Annotated in this window: 18 protein-coding genes and 1 tRNA gene; 14 read left to right on the forward strand and 5 right to left on the reverse strand. The window is 68.1% G+C overall.

The genetic code is table 11. The features are described 5' to 3' along the window. Positions 1 to 53 precede the first annotated feature (53 nt). From gor to glmU, 3 genes are all read right to left on the reverse strand, one after another. Positions 54 to 1,439 (reverse strand): glutathione-disulfide reductase, encoded by a 1,386-nt coding sequence (gene gor / locus B3D50_RS09440; RefSeq protein WP_269297599.1) that lies wholly within the window; start codon positions 1,437 to 1,439, stop codon positions 54 to 56. Positions 1,440 to 1,610: 171 nt separating this feature from the next. After that, on the reverse strand, positions 1,611 to 2,294 hold the full coding sequence (gene rpiA / locus B3D50_RS09445) for a ribose-5-phosphate isomerase RpiA (RefSeq protein WP_286950933.1): 684 nt from the start codon (positions 2,292 to 2,294) through the stop codon (positions 1,611 to 1,613). Continuing rightward, a complete protein-coding gene (gene glmU / locus B3D50_RS09450; RefSeq protein WP_286950934.1) occupies positions 2,291 to 3,655 on the reverse strand; it encodes a bifunctional UDP-N-acetylglucosamine diphosphorylase/glucosamine-1-phosphate N-acetyltransferase GlmU in 1,365 nt (454 codons plus the stop codon). Before glmU ends, rpiA begins: the two co-directional genes overlap by 4 nt. 75 nt (positions 3,656 to 3,730) lie before the next feature. Between glmU and B3D50_RS09455 the strand changes: the two genes are divergently transcribed. From B3D50_RS09455 to B3D50_RS09470, 4 genes are all read left to right on the forward strand, one after another. After that, positions 3,731 to 4,417: an HAD-IA family hydrolase gene (locus B3D50_RS09455; protein ID WP_286950935.1), complete on the forward strand. Its 687-nt coding sequence runs from the start codon at positions 3,731 to 3,733 to the stop codon at positions 4,415 to 4,417. Between the two features lie 256 nt (positions 4,418 to 4,673). After that, entirely contained in the window at positions 4,674 to 5,963 is a 1,290-nt protein-coding gene (locus B3D50_RS09460) for a dicarboxylate/amino acid:cation symporter (protein ID WP_286950936.1), read from the forward strand. A 104-nt stretch (positions 5,964 to 6,067) separates the two neighbouring features. After that, positions 6,068 to 6,142: transfer RNA gene (locus B3D50_RS09465), tRNA-Val, on the forward strand. Positions 6,143 to 6,448: 306 nt separating this feature from the next. After that, complete coding sequence (locus tag B3D50_RS09470; protein ID WP_286950938.1) at positions 6,449 to 7,402, forward strand: winged helix-turn-helix transcriptional regulator; 954 nt, start codon at positions 6,449 to 6,451, stop codon at positions 7,400 to 7,402. Between the two features lie 36 nt (positions 7,403 to 7,438). Here B3D50_RS09470 and B3D50_RS09475 read toward each other — a convergent pair whose 3' ends face one another. Beyond that, positions 7,439 to 9,640 (reverse strand): TonB-dependent receptor, encoded by a 2,202-nt coding sequence (locus B3D50_RS09475; protein ID WP_286950940.1) that lies wholly within the window; start codon positions 9,638 to 9,640, stop codon positions 7,439 to 7,441. A 295-nt stretch (positions 9,641 to 9,935) separates the two neighbouring features. Here B3D50_RS09475 and B3D50_RS09480 point away from each other — a divergent pair, with 295 nt between their 5' ends. From B3D50_RS09480 to B3D50_RS09525, 10 genes are all read left to right on the forward strand, one after another. Beyond that, positions 9,936 to 10,739, forward strand: coding sequence for a DUF1295 domain-containing protein (locus B3D50_RS09480; protein WP_286950942.1), 804 nt, complete (start codon positions 9,936 to 9,938; stop codon positions 10,737 to 10,739). Continuing rightward, positions 10,736 to 11,635 (forward strand): SDR family NAD(P)-dependent oxidoreductase, encoded by a 900-nt coding sequence (locus tag B3D50_RS09485; RefSeq protein ID WP_286950943.1) that lies wholly within the window; start codon positions 10,736 to 10,738, stop codon positions 11,633 to 11,635. The genes B3D50_RS09480 and B3D50_RS09485 overlap by 4 nt, the downstream gene beginning before the upstream one ends. An 89-nt stretch (positions 11,636 to 11,724) precedes the next feature. Then, positions 11,725 to 13,185 carry a carotenoid oxygenase family protein gene (locus B3D50_RS09490; protein WP_286950944.1) on the forward strand — a complete coding sequence of 487 codons (1,461 nt, stop codon included), beginning with the start codon at positions 11,725 to 11,727 and terminating at the stop codon, positions 13,183 to 13,185. A gap of 4 nt (positions 13,186 to 13,189) precedes the next feature. Further along, positions 13,190 to 14,335: an acyl-CoA thiolase gene (locus B3D50_RS09495; protein WP_286950945.1), complete on the forward strand. Its 1,146-nt coding sequence runs from the start codon at positions 13,190 to 13,192 to the stop codon at positions 14,333 to 14,335. A gap of 2 nt (positions 14,336 to 14,337) precedes the next feature. Then, entirely contained in the window at positions 14,338 to 16,020 is a 1,683-nt protein-coding gene (locus B3D50_RS09500) for an aldehyde dehydrogenase family protein (RefSeq protein WP_286950946.1), read from the forward strand. Then, positions 16,017 to 17,246, forward strand: coding sequence for a thiolase family protein (locus tag B3D50_RS09505; protein WP_286950947.1), 1,230 nt, complete (start codon positions 16,017 to 16,019; stop codon positions 17,244 to 17,246). The genes B3D50_RS09500 and B3D50_RS09505 overlap by 4 nt, the downstream gene beginning before the upstream one ends. Beyond that, entirely contained in the window at positions 17,243 to 18,721 is a 1,479-nt protein-coding gene (locus B3D50_RS09510; protein WP_286950948.1) for a class I adenylate-forming enzyme family protein, read from the forward strand. The genes B3D50_RS09505 and B3D50_RS09510 overlap by 4 nt, the downstream gene beginning before the upstream one ends. 37 nt (positions 18,722 to 18,758) lie before the next feature. Beyond that, a complete protein-coding gene (locus B3D50_RS09515) occupies positions 18,759 to 20,486 on the forward strand; it encodes a class I adenylate-forming enzyme family protein (protein ID WP_286950949.1) in 1,728 nt (575 codons plus the stop codon). Next, complete coding sequence (locus B3D50_RS09520; RefSeq protein ID WP_286950950.1) at positions 20,483 to 21,430, forward strand: NAD(P)H-dependent flavin oxidoreductase; 948 nt, start codon at positions 20,483 to 20,485, stop codon at positions 21,428 to 21,430. The genes B3D50_RS09515 and B3D50_RS09520 overlap by 4 nt, the downstream gene beginning before the upstream one ends. Beyond that, on the forward strand, positions 21,427 to 21,912 hold the full coding sequence (locus B3D50_RS09525) for a PaaI family thioesterase (RefSeq protein WP_114815993.1): 486 nt from the start codon (positions 21,427 to 21,429) through the stop codon (positions 21,910 to 21,912). Before B3D50_RS09520 ends, B3D50_RS09525 begins: the two co-directional genes overlap by 4 nt. Positions 21,913 to 21,933: 21 nt before the next feature. On the opposite strand, the gene B3D50_RS09530 is transcribed toward B3D50_RS09525, so the two are convergent. Continuing rightward, positions 21,934 to 23,154 carry an acetyl-CoA acetyltransferase gene (locus B3D50_RS09530; protein ID WP_286950951.1) on the reverse strand — a complete coding sequence of 407 codons (1,221 nt, stop codon included), beginning with the start codon at positions 23,152 to 23,154 and terminating at the stop codon, positions 21,934 to 21,936. Between the last annotated feature and the right edge of the window lie 4 nt (positions 23,155 to 23,158).

The raw sequence follows: 23,158 nt of genomic DNA on the forward strand, positions 1-23,158 counted from the left end.
GGACGGCATAAGGCGCGCAGACGGGACGGCTGGCAAGCCGCCCCGGCGTGCGATCAACCGGCGGACATGGAGGCCGGGGTCTGCTTCTCTTTCAGCGTGACGAGCTCCTCAGCCATAGTCGGGTGAACGGCGCAGGTGGCGTCCCACTGGGCCTTGGTCAGGCCCGCCTTCACGGCGATGGCGGCCAGTTGGATCATCTCGGGGCTGTCGGGGCCGACGATGTGGCAGCCGACGACGCGCTGGGTCTCCCCATCCACCACCAGCTTCATCAGCACCCGTTCGTCCGAGCCGGTGAAGGCGTATTTCATCGGCCGGAAGCGGGTGACGTAGACGTCCACCTCGCCCGGACAGGCGTGGCGGGCCTCGGCCTCGGTCAGGCCGACGGTGCCGACTGGCGGCTGGCTGAAGACGGCCGTGGCGACGGCTTCATAGTCGAAGCTCTGCGGGTTGTTCCGGTAGACCGTCTCGTGGAAGGCCACGCCCTCGCGGATGGCGACGGGGGTCAGGTTCATCCGGTCGGTGACGTCGCCGATGGCCCAGATGTTGGCGGCCGTGGTCTGGGAATACTGGTCGACCTTGACGGCGCCGTCGTCGTTCAGTTCGACCCCGGCGGTCTCGAGGCCCAGCCCCTTGACGTGGGGCGTGCGGCCGGTGGCGAACATGACCACGTCCGTCTCGATCTTCATGCCGTTTTCGAGGTGGTTGACCAGGCCACTGTCGGTCTTCTCGATCGAGGAATGCTGGCAGCCCAGGATGACCTTGACGCCGCGCTTCTGGATCTCGCCCGCCAGATGGGCGCGCACGTCGTCGTCGAAGCCGCGCAGGATGTTGGGGCCGCGATAGATCAAGGTCGTTTCGACGCCGAGGCCTGCAAAGATGCCCGCGAACTCCACCGCGATATAGCCGCCGCCTGCGATCAGGATGCGCTTGGGCAGTTCGGGCAGGTGGAAAGCCTCTTCCGAGGTGATGGCGTGTTCGACGCCCGTCAGGCCTTCCGGCTTCCACGGGCGGCCGCCGGTGGCGATCAGGATTTTCTCGGCGGTGATGGTCTGGCCTTTTCCGACGATCTCGACGGTATGGGCGTCCTTCAGGATGGCGCGGCCATGAACCAGATCGACGCCCGCCTTGGCCAGATTGGCTGCGTAGATGCCCGACAGGCGGGCGATCTCGACATCCTTGGCCTGCAGGAAAGTCGGCCAGTCGAACTTCGCATTGTCGAAGGACCAGCCGTAGCCCTCGGCGATCTCCAGCGCATGACTGACCTCGGAGGCCATGACCATGAACTTCTTGGGCACGCAGCCGCGCACGACGCAGGTGCCGCCGACGCGGTACTCTTCCGCGATGGCGACCTTCTTGCCGCCCAGCGCCGTCAGCCGCGCCGCCCGCACCCCACCCGAACCGGCGCCGATGACAAAGAGGTCGTAGTCGTATTGGGCCATCGGGCTCTCCGGGAATGGACCCGAAAAGATGAGTCCAATTCGTCTGAATCGTCTGAAATCCGCGCGGCCGAACCGCAGCGCTGACCCGACTTAGGCGCCGGGGCGCGAGGGGGCAAGGCGACGCCCCCCTGTTCGTTCATCCCGGCCTTCGCTGGGATAAACGGGGTTGGATCAGGGATTGATCGTCTCGAACCCTTCATCCGTACCGATGACGGCCAGGTCGGTCAGGTCAAGGAACAGGCCGTGCTCGACCACGCCGGTCAGGCTTTTCAGATCGGCGGCGAGGCGGGCCGGATCGTTGATGACCTTGCAGGCGGCGTCATAGATCAGGTTGCCGCCGTCGGTGCGGATCAGGCCGCGCTCGGCCTCGCGCACGCGGGCGGGCGAGCCGATGTCATGATCGGCCAGAACGTCGGCGATGCGGTTGGCGGTCGTCTTGTGACCGAAGGCGACGACCTCGATCGGCAGGGGGAAGGTTCCCAGCGACGGCACCACCTTGGCCGCGTCGGCGATGCAAATGCAGCGGGCCGAGGCCTCCCACACCAGCTTTTCACGCAGCAAGGCCGCGCCCCCGCCCTTGATGAGGGCCAGGCCGGGGCCGATCTCGTCGGCGCCGTCGACGGTCAGGTCGATCTTCGGCGTATCCTCCAGCGTCGAAAGGGTCAGGCCCAGTTCGCGCGCCAGATCGGCGGTGCGTTCCGACGTCGGGACGCAGCGCAGGTCCGGCAGATTGCGCGCCGCCAGGGCTTTCACGAACCAGGCGGCGGTGGAGCCGGTGCCCAGGCCGACGACCATGCCGGCCTCGACGTATTGAGCGGCGGCTTCACCGGCGTTCTTCTTCTGCAGGTCGCTCATTGGGATTTCGCCGCCTTCTTCGCGCGCATGGTGTCCATGAAGCGGGCCGCCCAGCCCGGCTTCATCGTCTGTTGGCCTCGCGCCAGGGCCAGGTCGCCGGGCGCGACGTCCTTCGTCACCACGGAGCCGGAGCCGACCATGGCGCCCGCGCCGATGGTCACGGGAGCGACCAGCGAGGAGTTGGAGCCGACGAAGGCCCCCTCGCCTACCGTAGTGCGGTGTTTGAAGAAACCGTCGTAGTTGCAGAAGATCGTGCCCGCGCCGATGTTGGCCTTCGCCCCCACCTCGCCGTCGCCAAGATAGGCCAGATGGTTGGCCTTGGCGCCCGCATCCATGCGGACGTTCTTCACCTCGACGAAATTGCCGATCTTGACCCCCTCGCCCAGGTCCGCGCCGGGACGCAGGCGGGCGTAGGGACCGACCTCGGCGCCCGTCGCGACCTTGGCGCCCTCGATATGGCTGAAGCTGCGGATGCGCGCGCCCTCGGCCACCTTGGCGCCGGGGCCGAAGACGACGAAGGGTTCGATGGTCGCGCCCGCGCCGATGTCCGTGTCCCAGGCGAAGTGGACGGTATCTGGGGCGCTCATGGTCACGCCCTGCGCCAGGAAATGCTCGCGCTGAGTCTTTTGGAACAGGGCCTCGGCCTGGGCCAATTCGCCTTGCGCGTTGACGCCCATGACGGACTCTTCAGCAGCAAAGACGGCGCGGGTCGGAGCGCCGCGCCTGCGGGCCAGCTCGACCACGTCGGTCAGATAGTATTCGCCCTTGGCGTTGTCGTTCGTGACCTCGGCCAACAGCTCAAACAGCAGGCCGACCGGAGCGGCCATGACGCCCGAGTTGCAGGCGGTGATCGCCAGCACGTCCGCTGACGCCTCCTTGGCCTCGGTGATGGCCAGCAGGGCGTCGCCGTCGAGGATCAGACGGCCGTAGGCGCCGGGATCGCGGGCCTCGAAGCCGATGATGGTGACGCCTTCATGGGCGGCAAAGACCGGCTCGATATCGGCGGCCTTCAGCAGGGGCACATCGCCGTAGGTGACGACCACATGGCCGACGAAGTCGCCCAAGACGGCCTCGGCGGCGCGAACGGCGTGGCCGGTGCCCAGCGGCGGATCCTGAACGGCGATGCTGTCGGCGCCCAGACGCTTTTCGACATGGGCGCGGACTTCCGGCGAGTGGGCGCCGACCACGACGACGATGCGCTCGCAGCCCAGAGCCTCGGCCGCATCGATGGCGTGGTCCAGCATGGCGCGCGCGCCGACCAGGTGCAGCACCTTGGGCAGAGGCGACTTCATCCGCGTGCCCTGACCTGCGGCGAGGATGATGGCGGCTCGCGGATGACTGTGGGGATGATGTGCGGTCATGAATCGATCCGGCGGCTTGTCGTTGCCTGCGATCTAGCCCATTGCCGGGGTCTTCGCGAGCCGGGAGACAGATGAGTGAGCATTGAGCGCGACCTGGAAGACTGGACCATCGCCTTCGACCTGGACGGGACTCTTGTGGATTCGGCGCCGGATCTGATCGGCACGCTGAACCGGATGCTGGCGGAGTATGAGCTGCCGCCCGTGCCCATGTCCTCGACCCGGCACCTGGTGGGGCACGGAGCCATGGCCATGCTGCGCCACGGCTTCATGGAAGCGGGCGCCGCCTGGGACGAGGCCCACGCCCCCGGCCTGTTCGACCGCTTCATCGAGCACTACCTGGCCCACATCGCCGATGAGAGCCGCCCGTTCGACGGCTGCGTCGCCGCGCTGGATCGGCTGAGCGCGCGCGGGGCGACCCTGTGCGTGGCCACCAACAAGCGCACGGACCTGTCGGTGGCGCTGATCGAGGCGCTAGAGCTGACGCGCTATTTCGCCTTCATCGCCGGACCGGATGCGGTGTCGGCCCGCAAGCCCAGCGGCGCCCACATCATCGAGGCCGTTCAGAAAGCAGGCGGCGATCCGTCGCGCTGCGTCATGGTCGGCGACAGCACCACGGACACCAAGGCCGCCAAGGATGCAGGCGTGCCCTGCATCGCCGTCAGCTTCGGCTACAACGACGTGCCGCACGCGGAGTTGGGCGGCGACGTGATGATCGACCACTACGACGGGTTTGAAGAGGCGCTGGCGGAGGTGATGCGCTGAAGCCTTCTCCCCTTGTGGGAGAAGGTGGCAGGCGGAGCCTGACGGATGAGGGGTTGCGCCGACCTGCAAATCATAGCTCGTCGGTCTATGTCGAGAGACCCCTCATCCGGCCCTGACGGGCCACCTTCTCCCACAAGGGGAGAAGGAAAACTAAAGGCGGCATTAGAACTTCTACCCCTCAACCGCCCCTGCGGCTGTTGCCGTCTTCGCGCCTGCGAAACACATAGATCGACCTGTTCCTCCTCCCAGGGTCGTCATGCTTCGTCGCTTCTTCGCCATTCCCCTGTGGCAACGCACCGCCGCCGGGTTCGCCCTGGGCATCATCGCCGGTCTGATCCTGCGCGAGCAGGCGCCGGTCTGGCTGCAGCCGATCGGCGACGTCTATCTGAACCTGATCCGCATGGTGGTGGCGCCGCTGGTGCTGTTCACCATCGCCAGCTCGATCGCCAAGCTGGGCGAAGGGGTGGGCGCGGTGCGGCTGGGTGTGCGGACCATCGTCTGGTTCGCCATCACCTCCCTGCTGGCCGTGCTGGTGGGTTTCGCCTTCGGCCACATCATCAATCCGGGCGTCGGCCTGTCGAACCTGCCGCTGGGCGAGGTCAAGGCGCGCGAGATTCCGACGCCGTTGCAGGTGCTGCTGAGCGTCGTGCCGACCAACCTCTTCGCGGCCCTGGCCGAAGGCAAGGTGCTGCAGATCATCTTCTTCTCGGCCCTGCTGGGCGCGGCGCTGGTGGCGCTGGGCGACCGGGCGCAGAACGCGCGCAGGCTGGTGGATGAAGGCGCGGCCCTGGTGTTCCGCATCACCCGCTGGGTGATCCAGCTGACGCCGTTCGGGGTGTTCGGCCTGATCGGCTCGGTCGTCGGCGGCTATGGCTGGGAGGCGCTGCTGCCGCTGGGCAAGTTCATCTTCGCCATCTATGCGGCCTGCCTGTTCCACATCTTCGTCGTCTATTCGGGCCTGCTGAAGCTGCACGGGCTGAAGGTGGTCAGCTTCTTCCGGGGCGGCGCTGCGGCCATGCAGACGGCCTTCGCCACCTCCTCGTCGCTGGGCGCCCTGCCCGTCACCCTGCGCCAGACGGTCGAGCGGCTGGGCGTGTCCCAGGCCTACGCCGCCTTCGCCGTGCCGCTGGGCGCCAATGTAAAGATGGACGGATGCGGCGCCATCTATCCGGCCATCGCCTCCATCTTCATCGCCCAGTATTTCCAGATCGACCTGACGTTGACGCAGTACATCCTGATCGGCCTGACGGCGGTGCTGGGGTCGCTGGGCACGGCGGGCGTGCCGGGAACCAGCATCGTCATGCTGACCCTGACGCTGTCGACGGCGGGGCTGCCGCTGGAAGGCGTCGGCTACATCATCGCCATCGACCGCATCATCGACATGATGCGCACGGCCACCAACGTCACCGGCCAGATGGTCGTGCCGGTCCTAGTCGCCAAAGAGGAAGGCCTCTTGAACCAGGACATCTATGACGGCCACGTCGCCTGGCTGCCCGGCGACCCGGAGGATGAAACTCCGGAAGGCGCGCGGGCGGCGGGAATCTGAGCAAGCGACGCTGCTATTTGATGAATTGAGACTTGCCGTCGTCGGAATCGCGGGCTATGTCCCCGCCTCCCGACGGCGCAGTCACTGACCGCCCCGTTCCCGGCGGACGCGTAGCTCAGCGGGAGAGCACCTCGTTCACACCGAGGGGGTCACAGGTTCAATCCCTGTCGCGTCCACCATTCTCATCTCTCGCCAAATCTACAGTCCAACGGTTCACGCCGCGCCTCTGCACCATCGAACCTGTCAGTTGGACGAGGTTCACTCGGGACCAAATGGCGGCTATTCGTAGATGCAATGAAAATGGCAGGTGTCCCGCCACAGGGGGCAGGAGCCAGACGTTCGGGGGGCTGGCCAAGCCCCAGCGTAGCACCAGCCGGGGCGCCGCGCGTTTGACTGGAATGTGACTGGTGGATAGGCCTGCCGGCACAAACTGGAGCAGGCCGCAGGCGACGCGACCACAAGCGCCCATGGGACCAGGTAGAGATTTGACTGAACCCGACATTCGATCCCTGATCATGGGCAATCCGGTCGCACGCGCCTTCGCCATCACCGGCGACGCCTGGACGCAATTGATCATGCGCGAAGCCTTCTATGGCGTGCGCCGCTTCAGCGTCTGGCGCGAACGCCTGGGCACGCCGCGCAGCGTCCTGACCGATCGACTGCAGAAGCTGGTGGCCGCCGGCCTGCTGGCCCAGACCCCGGTCGCAACGAGCGCGCGAACGGAGTATCGCCTGACCGAGATGGGTCTGGACATGTTCGGCGTCGCCGTGGTGCAGGGTCAGTGGGAGAAGGTCTGGGCCCAGTCCCCGCTGCAGGAACGCTACGCCATCGCCTTCTTCGATCGCGAGACCGGGCGTCGGCTGACGCCGGCCGTCCTGACCCGCGCCCATGGGGTCGAAGTCAAAGCCGACAAGGTCGCCTGGAAGCCGGGACCGGGCCTGGTCGTCATCCCGCCGCCGACCTCGCGTCGCCGCCGGTCGGCGCCGATCGAGACCGACCGCCCGATCATCGATCGCTCGACCGAGATCATGGGCGACTATTGGAGCTGGGCTGTACTGTCGGCCGCCTATTTCCGTCTGCGTCGCTTTGACGAAATTCACGCCGCCCTTGGCGTGGCGACAAACATCCTGGCCGACCGCCTGAATCGCCTGGTGCTGCACGGCGTGCTGGAGCGGCGCCCCTATCAGACCACGCCGATGCGTTTCGAATACCGCCTGACCGCGGCGGGCCTGGCGCTCTACCCCATCGTGTTGGCCATGCACGGCTGGAGCCAGCGCTGGCTGGTCGGACCGGACGAGGCGCCTCTGACCCTGGTCGATCGGGCCAGCGGCGAGGCCATTACGCCGGTCGTCTGCGATCTGGGCAGCGGCGAACCGATGGATCCCCGCCGTATCCGTTGGGAAGTCGAAGCCGCATCTCAATCCGCCCGCCGACGCTAAGTCGGGCGGGCGGCGGGTCGTCAGGGAACGACGGGATCAGAAGGTCTTGCTGACCGCCACGCCGAAGGATCGCGGCGCTCCGAAGACGCTGAAGCCGATGTTGGCGTTCTTGATGATGTGCTGCTGATACTCCTCGTCGCCGAGGTTCTTGCCGTAGACGGAGAACTTCAGCCCGCTGGGCGCTTCCCAAGATGCAAAGGCGCTGACCAGGCCGTAGGACGGCACCAGGACTTCGGGCGCGTTCGACGGATCAAAATAGAAGTCGTCCGTCCATTGATAGTCGACGCGGGCCGCCAGCATCCCGCCGAAGACGTCCCATTGGCCGTCGGCATAGAGGGTGAACTGGCTGTCCGGAGAACGCGGCAGGACGTTGCCGTCGTAAGGCAAAGTCAGATTCCCAGACGTCGCGTTCGAGGTGAATTTGGCGTCCAGTTGAGTGTAGGAGCCGCCGATCGTGATGTTATGGTTCACGGCAAAGGCCGTCTCGATCTCGAAGCCGCGCACCTCGGCCTCGGCGTTGGACGTGACCAGGGTCAGGCCCAACAGTTCATAGACCTGCAGGTCGGTGTAATCGAGCATGAAGGCCGCTGCATTCAGACGCAGCCGCCCGTCCGCCAGGGTCGTCTTGGCCCCGATCTCATAGTTGTCGAGCAGTTCCGACCGCAGCGGCGTCGTGGCCTGGACGCCGGTCTGTGAGGCGCTGGGATAGGCGCCGGCCTTATAGCCCCGGTCATAGCTGACGTAGAACCGCATATTGTCCAGCGGCTCGACCGCCAGCGCCAGCTTCCAGGTCGGCTCTTCAAAAGAAGCGTCCGCCTTGACGTTGTAGGGCTGCCCGGTCGGCCCCAGCGGGATGCCCGCAGGCGGATTGGCGCCGCCTTCGTTATCGACGGCGATCTGATGCACTTCGCGCTCATCATGGGTCCATCGCGCGCCGACAGTTAGTTCCCAGATGTCAGCGAACGGCATGGTCGCCTGGCCGAAGACGGCGTAGCTGGTGTTGGTCGCGTCCTGATCGAAGGTGGTGTCGCCGCCGAGCGACGGCGGGGCGATCGGCAGGGCCGTCTGGACCAGGAACCGCTCGGATCGTTCCACCTCTTCACGGAACATGTAGAGACCGGCGACCCAGTTGATGTTCGCCCCGGATTTCGAGGTCAGGCGGAACTCCTGACTGATCTGCTTGGCGTTCTCTTCAGCGCGATCATCAACGGACAGTGGGAAGCCGGGAAACGGCAGGCCGCCCAGGTTGTCGCGCCAGCTGTAGTCGTTGCTGCGATAGGAGGTCAGCGACACGAAGTCGAAATGCTCGGCCCCCGTCCAGTCCGCGCGGCCCGTCAGACCCCAATTCTCGCGCTTCTGATAATTGTCCGCCGATGAGAAGCTCTGACGCACGTCCATGCCCGCGCGCAGCGAATTAACCAGGGTCACGAAGGGCGCGGGGGTCGATGACGCCAGGACCGGAATGCGAGCGTGGCCCTGCATGTCGTCCTTCGAATAGTCGACGCCGCCCAGGAAGCTCCACTCCCTGGCGTTATGCAGAACCTGGGCGCGCAGGCCGAACTGTTCGCCCCCTTCAAGCCCGCGGCCGCTGGGCAGGCTTTCGGCGTAGCCGTCGTTCTGATTCCAGCGCAGGGCCAGACGACCGGCCGTGTCCTCGCCCAATTGGCGGTTCAGCACCGCCTCGACGCCCAGTTCGTCGAAGCTGCCGAGACGCCCTGTCAGTTGAGCGAAATTTTCGAAACGCGGCTTCTTCGTATAGACGTTCAGCGCGCCGCCCGAGGCGTTGCGGCCGTAGAGCGTGCCCTGCGGCCCGCGCAGAATCTCGACCCGCTCGACATCGAGGAAGGCCAGCGAACTGGCGCCCGCGCGACCGATGGACACCTCGTCGATCGACACGCCGATTGAGGGGTCGCTGGCGGCGGAATCGCTGGTCGTACCGACGCCGCGAATGAAGATCTGCGGTTCGCCGATGTTGAACTGGGTCAGCGTCACGCCCGGCGCCTTGCCTGCCACGTCCTGAATGCCGGTCGCGGCCGTCCGCTCCAGCGCTTCGGCGTTGAAGGCGGTGATGGCGATCGGCACGTCCTGAAGGCTCTGCTCACGACGTTGGGCCGTAACGACGACGTCGCCGACCGTGACGGCGGTCTCTGACTGGGCTGATTGCGCCATGGCCGGCGCGGCCAGGCCTGCGGCCAACAGCAGCGTAGCGGCCGACGCGCTGAATGCGGTCTTTCTCATGTTTCGCTCCCTGACCTCCCCGGCTCCGTTGATCGGATGCTCCTCGGTCGAAACGAAGCTTGCGCTAGCGAACCATGTTTGCAAGTCTTTTTATGCAAGTGATAGAAGGAACGGGGCCTTGAGACTCGATGAATGGACGTTCACTGCCCTCGCATGGGTCTGTCTGGCAGCGGTCTGGCTTTTCCTGATGCCGAAGAAAACACGCGGGAAAGCATGGCATTATGTGATGATGGCGGCGCCGTTGGCTGCGTTCGGCGCAGCCTTCGCGACTCCGCCTTCGCTCTTACGTGAAACCTTGTTCATCTGGATCGCAAGCGGCGGCGGCGTGCTGGCCGTGGTCGCCTTGGGCTGGATGGCGGGGACGCTGAAGCGCAATCACGGGTTGATGGACGTGGCCTATCCGCTGGCGCCTCTGGGGGCGGCGGGCGTCATCTTCGCGCTGGCCGGCCGCCCTCTGGATCTGTTCAGCGGCCTGTTCCTGCTCAGTCTCGGCGTCTGGTCCATCCGATTGGCGATCCAGACCTGGGGTCACAATATCCACGCCGAACGCCAGCCCTACGCTCACTGGCGCAAGAGCTTCGGCCCGACCTGGCTGTGGTGGAGCGTCTTCCAGATCCACCTGCTGCAGGGCGTGACCGTCTGGCTGTGGTGCGCGCCCTTCGCCTTCCTCCTCACAGCGCCCGCGCCGCGCCCGTCGCCGCTGCTGGTCCTCGGCGGCGCCGTCTGGTTAAGCGGTTTCATCCTTCAGGCGACGGCGGATCGCCAGCTAGCCGCCTTCAAGCGCGCGCCCGCCAACCGGGGCCGCCTGCTGGACACCGGCGCCTGGGCCATCGTTCGCCATCCCAACTATCTGGGCGAAAGCGCCATGTGGACAGGCTGGTTCGTGCTGGCGCTGGCCCATCCCTGGGGCTGGGTCACGGCCTTCGCCCCCCTCTACACCGGCTGGTTCATGGGCTACGCCTCGGCCGCGCCGTTCAAGGAACAGCATATGGCGCGCAGCCGGCCCGAAGCCTGGGCCGCCTATTGCGCCCGTACGCCGCGCTTCCTGCCCTGGCCGCGCCCCAAAGGCACGACCGGATCCGAAGGCGCCGACGCATGAGCCCCCTTCAGGATCAGGTGATCGTCGTCACCGGCGCCGGACGCGGCCTCGGCCGAGCCTACGCTCTGGATCTGGCCCGACGCGGCGCCAGCATCGTGGTCAACACCCGCCCCCGCGCCGCCGACGCGCCCGGCTCGGCCGAGGCCGTCACGGCCGAGATCATCGCCCTGGGCGGTCGCGCCGTCTCCGCACCGCTGGCGGTCGAGGAAGCCGATTCCGGCGAGCGCCTGCTGGCCGTCGCACTGGACGCCTTCGGCCGCCTCGACGGTCTGGTGAACAACGCTGGAGCGCCCGAGGCCAAGACCCTGCACAAGCAGACCATCGACGCCTTCCGCCATGTCTTCGAGGTCAACTTCTTTGGCTCGCTGACGCCGACCCTGCCCCTCTATCGCCACCTGCGCGCCCAGAGGTCAGGCCGCATCCTGATGTCGACCTCCGCGGCTGGTCTGCACGGGGTGCACGGCATGGCGGCCTATTCCTCGTCCAAGGCGGCCCTGATCGGCCTTATGCAGGTCATCGCCATGGAGGGCGCGTCGCACGGCGTGGCCTGCAACGCCATCGCCCCTTACGCCGCCACGGGCATGACCGCCGGCTATCTGGACGCCGACAGCGCCGCCCGCATGGCGCCGGAACGAGTCGCCCCGGTCGTCAGTTGGCTGATGTCGCCCAACTGCCCTCTGAACGGCCAGACCCTGGTGGCAGGCGTCGGCGCCGTGCGACCCGCCGTCCGGGTCGAAGGTTCGGGCCTGATCTTCGCAGACGACTTCACGCCCGACGACCTGACGAAACAGGCTGCCGCCCTGATGGACCTAACCGACTGGAAGAGCTTCAGCGACGGCAACGCCGCCTTCGATCAGTTGATGGCCGCCGTCCTCAGAACGACGGCGACAAAGTGACTTGCGTTAAACGACCAAACTGTTCATGGTTCGCTTAAGCAAGGATGGGCGCGGCGTGACCGGGCCCGCACAGGGAAGGAACAGCCGTCATGGCCGACGACGCCCGCCGGATCGAAACCGGACCGCTCAGCCCGTTGAACACGCTGAACCCCTATCTCCAGGGGGCCTATGAACCCGTGGCGAAGGAGACGACCGCGCTGAATCTGGAGGTGATCGGCGAGATCCCGAAAGACCTCTACGGCTGCTTCTATCGCAACGGCCCGAACCCGGCCCAGGCGCCCGAGGGGATGCACCACTGGTTCGACGGCGACGGCATGCTGCACGCCGTCTATTTCGAGAACGGCAAGGCGGAATACCGCAATCGCTTCGTCCGCTCGGCGGACCATGTAGCGGACCTGAACGGCGGCTGCGGCGCGGGCGGCGTCATGCTGCCCTCGACGCGGGCCAATCCCGCCTCGACGCGCGGCGACAAGGTTTACAAGGACACGGCCAATACCGACGTGGTGCTGCACAACGGCTCGCTGATGGCGCTGTGGTACATCTCGGGTCATCCGGTCCGGGTGGATGCGCGCACGCTGGAGACGGTCGGCGTCGAGACCTTCGGCGGCAAGCTGCCGCGCCATGTCTCCGCCCATTCCAAGGTCGATCCCCGCACCGGCGAGTTCGTCTTCTTCGACTATTCGCTCTACGAGCCGTGGATGACCTACGGCACGGTCAGCGCCAATAACGAGCTGACCCATTTCGAGCGCGTCGAGCTGCCGGGGCCGCGCCTGCCGCACGACATGGGCCTGACCGAGAACTACGTCATCCTGCACGACCTGCCGGTGGTCTTCACCGACGCCGGTCTGCGCAAGAGCCAGTGGAACATCCATTTCGCCGACCAGCCCGCCCGCTTCGGCGTGGCGCCGCGCCGGGGCCGCGGCGACCAGATTCGCTGGTTCGAAACCGACAGTTGCTACATCTACCACGTCGTCAACAGCTGGGAGGACGGCGACGAGGTCGTCATGACCGCCTGCATGATGACGCCCAACGGCTATCCGCCGAACCCGGCCTACGGCCCCTATGCGGCCATGGTGAATGTGCTGGCCCTGAACGCCGTGCCCGTCGAATGGCGGATGAACATGCGCACCGGCGAGGTGAAGAAGCGCCAACTGGACGACCGCATCGGCGAGTTCCCGGTCGTCAACCTCGACTATTCCGCTCAGCCGACCCAGTGGTCCTATCACGTGGCCATGTCGAAGACGGAGCTTCAGCGCTTCAAAGGTCTGATCAAGTACGACCTAAACACGGGCGCGGCGCGGACCTATGATTACGAGCCGCAGATGTTCGGTTCCGAACCGGCCTTCGCCCCGCGCATCGACGCGCGGGCCGAGGACGACGGCTACGTCATCGCCTTCGTCACCGACGAAAACACGGGCCGGTCCGAGGTCCAGGTGATCGACGCCCAGAACTTCGAGGCCGGGCCGGTGGCGCGCGTCATGCTGCCCGTGCGAGTGCCCGCTGGCTTCCACGGCACCTGGGCGCGCGGCGATCAGATGGCGAAGGGTTGATCCGTTGAGCGCCTATATCCACGACGCCGTCCGCACCCCGCGCGGCAAGGCCCGCCCCGACGGCGGGCTGGCCGCCCTAAAGCCGCACGAACTGGTCACGAGCCTGATCGACGCCATGGAGGCGCGAGGCCATGCGCCCCGCAGCACCGACGCCCTGATCCTGGGCTGCGTCGGACAGGTCGGCGCCCAGGGGGCCAATGTCGCCCTGATCGCCAAGATGCACGCGGGGCTGGATGACGCCGCCTTCGCCTTCGCCCTCAACAACTACTGCGTCTCGGGCCTGACCGCCGTGGGTCAGGCGGCGGCTCTGGTCCAGACCGGCGCCGTGGGTTCGGCCCTGGCCGGCGGGGTCGAGATGATGTCCCGCGTACCCTTCATGGGCGACAAGGCTGACTATTATGAGGACGCCAGCTTCCCGCCGCGCACCCGCTACGTCCCCGTCGCCGTCGCCGCCGACCGTCTGGCCGAGGACATCGGCGTCACTCGGGCCGAGATGGACGCCGCCGCCCTGACCTCGCAGCAGCGCACCGCCTTCGCCGAGGGCACGCCGCTGACCGCATCGCGCATTCCGCTGAACGGCCTGTCGCACGAGGAAGCGGCGCGCCCGAAGACCAGCAGCGAGAGCCTGGCCTCGCTGCCGCCCGCCTTCGCCGCCCTGGCCGCGCCCTACGCCGAGGCGCTGGAGGGACGGGTCATCGACCACCGCCATACCGTGTCGCACGCCCCGCCCATGAGCGACGGCGCCGGATTGGCCCTGATCTCCAGCCAGGCGGAAGGCGCCCGCGCCCGCATCCTCGCCTGGGCCGAGGCTGGAGGCGATCCCGCCGCCTCCCTGACCGCCGGCTTCACGGCCATGGACCGGGTGCTGGACCAGGCCGGACTGACCCTGGCCGAGATGGACAGGATCGAGTTCATGGAGGCCTTCGCCGTCACCATCGCCAAGTTCACGCGGGAACACCCGACGCTGAGCGACAAGGTCAATGTCGGCGGCGGCCACCTGGCCAAGGGGCACCCGATGGGCGCCACCGGCGTCATCCTGCTGTCGTCCCTGCTCGATGCGCTGGACGCGTGCGAAGGCCGCTACGGTCTGGTCGTGGCGGCGGGCGCGCAAGGCGTCGGCTCGGCCATGATCGTCGAGCGGATGTGCTGAGCATGAACGCGCCCTTCCCGCCCGCCGAGGCCCGCCGCGCCCTCATCGAACGCCACGCCGCACTGATCGAGGCGGCGATCAAGGCCGTATCCGCCCGCGCCGCCTGGTCGCCGTTCAAGGACTCGCCCTCGACCAAGATCCACGGCCCGGACAAGCCCGTCGCGGGCAAGGCCGCTTTCGAAGCCCAGCTCAATCGTCCCTTCGACCTGGATCTGCCCGGCGTGATCGACCGCGTCGGCGCCGAGGTCTCGCCCTTCACCGGCGAAGCGCTGGGGATCACCTATCCGCGCTGCGATCCCGAGGCCCTGATCGAAGCGGCCCAGACCGCCTGGCCCGACTGGCGCGTCGCCGATCCAGAACTGCGTCTGGCCCTGTGCGCCGAGATGGCGATACGCCTCTACGACGCGAACTTCGAAATGGCCCAGGCCGTCATGCACGTCGCGGGTCAGAGCTATACGCAAGCTTTCAGCGGTTCCGGCCCCAACGCCCTGGACCGGGGCATTGAGGCCCTGGCCTACGCCGCCAAGGCCATGCGCGACGTGACCCGCAGCACCCGTTACGAACGCGACTTCGCCGGCGAAACCGTCAGCCTGGACAAGACCTATGTCCTGGTCCCGCGCGGGATCGGCCTGGTCATCTGCTGCGCCAGCTTCCCGACCTGGAACGCCTATCCGGCCTTGTTCGCCAGTCTGGCCACCGGCAATCCGGTCATCCTCAAGCCCCACCCCATCGCCGTCCTGCCCATGGCCATCGTGGCGCGCGAGTGCCGCCGGGTGCTGGCCGAGTTCGGCTTCGATCCCAACCTGATCACCCTGGCCGTCGACACCCTGGCCGAGCCGGTAGCTCAGGTTCTGGTCGATCATCGCGCCGTCCAGACCGTCGACTTCACCGGCAGCCCCCGCTACGGCGGTCATCTGGAACGGACGGTGACGGGCAAGCTGCTGTTCACCGAGACGGCGGGCGTCAACACCGTGGTGGTCGAATCCGTCGCCGATCTGGACGCCGCCGCCCGCGCCGTGGCGCGCGCCGCCAGCCTGTTCTCGGCCCAGATGTGCACCAGTCCGCAGGTCGTCTATGTCGCCCCTGCCCTGGCCGAGCCCTTCGCCGCTGCCCTGGTCGCCCAGATCGACGCCATCGCCGAAGACCCGGCCCTGGCCGCCGGGATCATGGGCGCCATTCAGGGCGAGGTCAGCCTGAAGGCCGTGGCCGATGTGCGCGGAGCCGTCGAACGGCGCCCCGGCGTCCGCGTCCTGCGCGAAGCCGCGCCCTATGCGCACCCGCAGTTCCCCCAGGCGCGCACCCTGACCCCGCTCGTGCTGGGCGTCGATGGCTCCGCGCCCGACCTCTACGCCGAGGAGCATTTCGGCCCGGTCCTGTTCGTGGTGACGATGAAGGCCGACGCCGCCGTGGCCGAGGCGACCCATCTGGCCCGCACCAAGGGCTCGATCTCGTCCTATCTCTATTCGACGGACGAGGCCTTCATCGACCGCTCGACGCCGCTCTATGAGCAGGCAGGGGCCAATCTGACGATCAACCTGACCGGGGCGATGTGGATCAACTTCGCCGCCGCCTACAGCGACTATCACGTCAGCGGACTGAACCCGGCGGGCAACGCCTGTCTGGCCGATCTGGCCTTCGTCGCCGCGCGCTTCCGCATCGTCCAGCGTCGTCGTCCGACAGCATGACGACGCCGGTCTTCATCGCCGGCGTGTCGATGACCGCCCTGGGCAAGCGCCCCGCCGACACGGTGAAGAGCCTGACCGCCGAGGTTGTGCGCGACGCCCTGGCCGACGCCGGCGCGCAGGTCGGCGACATCGAGGCCGCCTGGTTCTCCAACACCCGCCAGCCCATGCTGGAGGGCCAGAACACGGTACGCGGCCAGATCGCCCTGCGCCCGCTGGGTCTGACCGGCATCCCCGTGGTCAACGTCGAGAACGCCTGCGCCTCAGGCTCGACGGCCCTGCATCAGGCGATCCAGTGGCTGCGCGCGGGTGCGGGCGATATCGCCTTGATCGTCGGGGCCGAAAAGATGGTCTGGCCCGACCGGCCCGAGCGCGTCGCCGCCGCCTTCATGGGCGGGACCGACATCCACGACCGCGAAGGCGTGCTGGCCTATATCGCCGCCATGGGCGGTGAAGCGCCGGGCGACGGCCGCAGCCTGTTCATGGACCTCTACGCCGCCCAGGCTCGCGCCCACATGGCCCGCTTCGGCACCACGCAGGATGACTTCGCCCGCCTCGCCGCCAAGAACCACACGGCTGCCGCCCTTAACCCCAAGTCGCAATACCGCACGCCGATGACGGTCGAACAGGTCCTGGCCGACAAGCCCATCGTCTTCCCCTTCACCCGCGCCATGTGCGCCCCCGTCAGCGACGGCGCGGCGGCCATGGTGGTCTGTTCGGCCAAGGGGTTGGCGCGGTTGGGCGCCGCCGCCCGCGTCGTGCGGGTGCGCGGCTGCGCCCTGGTCAGCGCCACCGACCGCGCGCCTGACGACTACGCCAACCATATCGGCCGCCGCGCCGCCCGCGCCGCCTATGAGCAGGCCGGACTGGAACCGGAGGCCGTGGACCTGGTCGAGGTTCACGACGCCACCAGCTATGCGGAACTTCAGCAGATCGAGAACCTGGGTCTGGCCGCGCCCGGCGAGGTCGGGGCGCGGCTGAAAGCGGGCGATTTCGCCCTGGGCGGGCGCACCCCGGTCAACCCGTCCGGCGGTCTGGTGGCCAAGGGGCATCCGGTCGGCGCCACCGGCATCGGCCAGCTGTATGAACTGATCCAGCACCTGCGCGGCGAGGCCGGAGCGCGTCAGGTCGAGGGCGCCCGCATCGCAGCCGCCGAGAACGGCGGCGGCTTCCTCGGCGTCGAGGAGGCGGCCACCGTCGTCACCATTCTGGAGCGCCCGGCGGCATGATCCGACACCCGATCCGCGCCCTCTATGACAACCTGTCCGCCACGCGCGACCGTCCCGCCCTGTTCGACGGCGACCGCGCGATCTGCCACGGCGAACTGGTCGCCCAGGTCGAGGCCGCCGCCGCCGACCTGATCGCGCGCGATGTCAGACCCGGCGACCGCGTCGGCCTGTGCGCCGCCAACAGCGCCGATCATGTCGTCGCCTATCTGGCCATCCTGCGCGCCGGGGCCGTCTGGACGCCGCTGAACCCGCGCAACGGTCCGCGCCTGAACAGCCTGTTCCAGCAGCGCGCCGGTCTGCGCCTGACCCTGCACGACGTCGAATCCGCTGCGGCCATGGGCGAGACGGCCCTTCCGCTGGCGCTCGACGACTGGCGCCCGGCCCCGGTCGATGCGGCGACCCTGCCCCCGATTTGCGACGACCCTGACCGGCCCTTCGCCCTGAAGTTCACCGGCGGCTCGACCGGCGCGCCCAAGGGGGTGCTGCAAAGCGTCCGGAGCGGAGCCGCGGCGCTGCGCTCGCTGGACGCCTTCTACGCTTTCGGCCCCGACGATGTGAATCTGGCCGTCGCGCCGCTGACGCACGGGGCCTCGCACTACATCCTGCCGGTGTTGTCGACGGGCGGGGCCCATGTCCTGCTGGACAAGCCGGAGCGCGAAGCCATCCTGCGCGAGCTGAAGAGCCGGATCACCACCGTCTTCATGCCGCCGACCCTGATCTATCTGCTGATGGAGGAAGGCCGCTTCGGCCCCGGCGACTTTGCCCGCCTGCGCCACCTGACCTATTCCGCCGCCCCCATGCCGCCCGCGCGCATCGCCGAGGCCGTGGCCCGCTTTGGGCCGGTGCTCTCGACCCTCTACGGCCAGACCGAAGCGCCCATGACCATCGCCGGCCTGTCGCCCGCCGAGATGGTCCGGCCCGAACTGCGAACCTCGGTCGGACGACTGTTCCCGGAAACGTCGGTCGCCCTTCTGGACGCTGAAGGCGAGCTCCGAACGGGCGAGGCGGAGGGCGAGATCCTGGTGCGCGGCGACCTGGCCGCCACCGTCTATCTGGACGACCCGGCGCAGACCGACGCCGCCCGCCACGAGGGCTGGCTGAAGACGGGCGACATCGGGCGGTTGGACGCCGACGGCTATCTCTTCCTGCTGGGCCGCTCGAAGGAACTGATCATCAGCGGCGGGTACAACATCTATCCCGGCGAGGTGGAGGCGGCGCTGAACGCCCACCCCGCCGTGCGCGAGGCCTGCGCCTTCGGCGTCGCCGACCCTGTCTGGGGCGAGCGGCTGGAGGCCGTCGCGGCCCTGGACGACCCTTCGGTGACGCCCGAGGCCCTGACCGCCTTCGTGCGCGAGGCCGTCGGCCCGGTGCGCACCCCCAAGACCCTTCATATCGTCGCCGCCCTGCCCCGCAATCCGGTGGGCAAGGTGGTGCGCGGCGAGGTGAAGTCACTGATCTATCCGGCGCCTCAATGACCGGAAGACGTAAAAGAGAACCAGGGAGAAGACCGACATGATCGTCGTGCCGGAGGAGCGCATCCGCGATTTCAAGGCCAGGGGCTGGTGGGGCGAGGAGACGCTGGACGACCTGTTCCGCCGCCACGTCGCCGCCATGCCCGACGCCGAATCCGTGGTCGATCCCATCAACCGCGAGGCCATCATGGGCGGCGCCCCGGCCCGCCTGACCTGGGCCCAGGTCGAGGACAGGGTGGCGCGCTATGTCGCTGTCCTGCACGCAACAGGGGTCGGCCGTGACGACGTAGTGGCGGTGCAGTTGCCCAACGTCATCGAACTGGGCCTGATCTATCTGGCCTGCATCCGCCTCGGCGCCATCGTCACCCCCGCTCCGGTCCAGTACCGCGAGCACGAACTGGCCTATATCCTCTGCAAGACCGACGCCAAGGCCGTTGTCACCGCCGCCCGCATCGGCAAGCACGCCCACGCCGAGATGATGCTGGCGGTCCAGACGGGTGCCGCCGCCCTGAACACCGTCCTGGTCGTCGGCGGCCATGCGCCGGACGGAACCATCGACCTCGACGCCCGCGCCGCCGGGCTCGACGAGGCCGAGATCGAGGCCGGTCGCGCCGCCGCCCGCGCGGCGAACATCTGCGCTGACGACATCGTCACCATCTGCTGGACCTCCGGCACCGAGGCCGAGCCCAAGGGCGTGCCGCGCAGCCACAACGAGTGGATCATCATGGGCGCCGGCGTCACAGACGCAGCCGATCTGAAGCCCGGCGCGGTCCTGCTGAACCCCTTCCCCATGGTGAACATGGCGGGCATCTCGACCAGTTTCGTCTCCTGGCTGCTGCTGGGCGGGGTGCTGGTGCAGCATCAGCCGTTCGACCTGCAGATCTTCCTGCAACAGGTCCGCGACGAGAAGATCGACTACACCGTCGCCCCGCCCGCCATCCTGAACCTGCTGCTGCAGAACGAGGCCCTGCTGGAGGGCGTGGACTTCGGCCGGCTGCGCGCCATCGGCTCGGGCTCGGCGCCCCTGTCGGAATGGATGGTCCGCACCTTCCACGAGAAGTACGGCGTCCAGATCGTCAACTATTTCGGCTCCAACGAAGGCGCCTCCTTCCCCAGCGCCCAGAAGGACGTACCCGACGCCGCCGAGCGCGCCGTCCTGTTCCCGCGCCTGGGCGACGGCTTTGAATGGAAGGCCCTGCTGCATGACCGCATCTTCACCCGCCTGATCGACCCCGAAACAGAGCAGGAAATCACCGAGCCCGGCGTCCCCGGCGAGTTACGGGTCAAGGGCGCGACGGTCTTTTCCGGCTATTGGCGCGCGCCCGAGATCAACGCCTGCGCCTTTGACGGCGACGGCTGGTTCCGCACCGGCGACCTGTTCGAACTGGCGGGCGACCGGCTGCAGTTCTATCGCTTCGTCGGGCGTCTCAAGGACGTCATCATTCGCGGCGGGATGAACATCTCGTCCGAGGAGATCGAGGGCCATCTGATCGGCCATCCGGCCGTGGCCGACGCCGCCGTGGTCGGCGCGCCCGACCCGAACCTGGGCGAACGCCTGTGCGCCTTCGTCGTCTTCAAGCCCGGCCAGAGCGCCGACCTGGGCGACATCAACCGCTTCCTGACCGGCGACAAGCACGTGGCCGTCTACAAGCAGATCGAACGGCTGGAGGTCATCGCCGTCCTGCCGCGCAACCCCGTCGGCAAGGTGCTGAAGCGCGAACTGCGCCAGTCCCTGGGCGACCAATCCGGACACCTGAAATCCGCATGACCACCGCCTTCCCCCACCCGATGAGCCTGCCCGTGATCGCAGCGCCCATGTTCCTGGTCAGCGGCCCGGAACTGGTCATCGCCGCCTGCAAGGCCGGGATCGGCGGCGCCTTTCCGACCCCCAACTGCCGCACGGTCGCCGACCTCGACGCCTGGATGGGCCAGATCACCGACGCCCTGTCGCCCGGCGACGGTCCCTGGGTCGCCAACCTGATCACCCATTCGACCAACGCCCGTCTGGCCGAGGATCTGGCCCTGGTGGCCCAGTACAAGCCGCCCATCGTCATCACCGCCCTGGGCTCGCCCAAGCCGGTGATGGAGACGGTCAAGGCCTATGGCGGTCTGGTCTTCGCCGACGTGGTCAACATGGCCTTGGCCAAGAAGGCAGCTGACGCAGGCGTCGACGGCCTGGCCTGCATCAGCGCCGGCGCGGGCGGCCACACCGGCCACCTGTCGCCCTTCGCCTTCGTCTCGGCGGTGCGCGAGTTCTTCGACGGCTGGCTGACCATCGGCGGAGGCATCGCCGACGGCGCGGGCGTGGCGGGCGCGATCGCGGCGGGCGCCGACATGGTCTACATGGGCACCCGCTTCCTGGCCGCCGCCGAGAGCCGGGCGCAAGACCCCTACAAGCAGATGATCGTCGACAGCGGTCCCGACGACCTGATCGTCTCCTCGGCCATCACCGGCACGCCTGCTTCGTGGCTGAAACCCAGCCTGCGCGCGGCGGGCATGGACCCGGACGCGCTAGGCGGCCCCATCACCCGCGACTATTCCGGCGACGCCGCGCACAAGCGCTGGCGCGACATCTGGGCCGCCGGTCAGGGCCTGCAAAAGGTCGGCGCCGTCGAGCCCACCGCCGTCGTCGTGGCCCGGCTGGAGGCTGAATACCGCACCGCCGCCGCCCGCTTCGCCGGCCTGACCGCGCCCCGGAGCGCCGCCGCATGACCGCATCCCCCCAGATGATCCAGCCGCCCGCCTTCGCCCTCGACCCGGCGCAGAGCGGGCTGGAGCTGGCGCGCCGCTGGGTCGAGACGGTCTGGCCGGGTGGCTTCGTCAACCGCCTGGCCGCCCGTCCGGTCGAGGCGGCTGAAGGCTTCATGCGGGTCGAGTGCGACATCGACCCCGGCCACTCCAACTTCGTCGGTCTGGTCCATGGCGGGGTGACGGCGGCCCTGGTCGACATCGTCGGCGGCGGGGCGGCCATGACCCTGCTGAAGCCAGGCGAGTTCCTGCTGTCCACCGACCTGTCGATGCGCTTCCTCAACGCCGCCCCCATTGGCTGCGGACGGCTGATCGCCGAGGGCCGCGCGGTCTACGCCGACCCGCGCAAGGTGGTGGCCGAGGTCACGGTCTCGACGCCCGAGGGTCTGACCATCGCCCACGGCTCCGCCGCCATCGCCATCCGCGTCCGGCGTCAGGACGGCTGAGCCGCCCCGAGGCCTGAAGCTTCAGTCGCGGCCGATCACCAGGCTGACGGTCGTGGTGGTCGAGCCGCCGATGTTCAGGGTCTGGACGTTGCGCGCCCCCTCGACCTGACCGCCGCCCGCCATCCCCGTCGTCTGGCGGAAGGCGTCCAGCGCCATCCGCACCCCGGTTGCTCCGACCGGATGGCCGCAGCCGATCAGACCGCCCGACGGGTTGATCGGCAGGCGTCCGCCGATCTCGATGTCCCCCGCCTCGATGGCCTTCCAGCTCTCGCCCGGCGCGGTCAGGCCCAGATGGTCGATGGCCATGTATTCGGTCATGGCGAAGCAGTCGTGCGTCTCCACGGCGTCGATAGCCTCCAACGACAGCCCCGCCCGCGCCCGCGCCTCATCGATGGCGCGCTTGACCTGCGGGAAGACGTAGTCGCCCCCGGCGCTGGCCTCGACCTTGCGCTGATAGCTGATCGGTCCCGAGCGATGGCCCCAGCCCTTGATGCGCGGCAGGCTTTCCAGCGGCACGCCGCGCCGCCGGGCATAGTCCGCCGCCCGCTCGGCCGAGGCCAGGACCACCATGGCCGCCCCATCCGTCACCTGGCCGCAGTCGCTCTTGCGCACCCGGCCCTCGATGACCGGATTAGCCTCGTCATCGGCCGCAAAGCTGGCTTCGTTGAAGACGTAGTCCCGCGTCTGGGCGTTGGGGTTCAGCTTGGCGTTGGCGAAATTGATCTGGGAGATGCGGCGCAGGTGCGCCTCGTCGATGCCGTAGCGACGGTCGTATTCGTCGGTCAGTTCCGAAAAGGCGCGCGGCCAGACGTAGCGTGCGCCCTGATACTCATGCCCGACCCAGGCGGCTGCGCCCAGATAGGCGGCCCCCGTCTCGCCCGGCACATTGCGCATCATCTCCAGCCCCAGGACAGCGGCGGTTCCGTAGCGGCCGGATTCAATGTCCGCCATCGCCGCCAGCAGGGCGATGCTGCCCGAAGCGCAGGCCGCTTCGTGCCGCGAGGTCGGCAGGCCGTCGAAGGCCGGCTCCGCCATGGCGAAGAAGCCGCCCAATTGCCCCTGTCCCGAGAACAGGTCGCCGACGAAGTTGCCGACATGGCCGACCTCGATCTCGCCCGGCGCCATGCCTACGGCGTCGAGGCCGCCGTGCAGGGCCTCGGCGAAACCGTCGCCGATCTCCAGCCCTTCGCGGGCCCAGTTGCGTTTGAAGTCGGACTGCCAGCCGCCCAGGATATAGACCATCGGA

The sequence above is a fragment of the Brevundimonas sp. UBA7507 genome (assembly GCF_002478355.1).
In the GTDB taxonomy this organism is placed as follows: Bacteria; Pseudomonadota; Alphaproteobacteria; order Caulobacterales; family Caulobacteraceae; genus Brevundimonas; species Brevundimonas diminuta_D.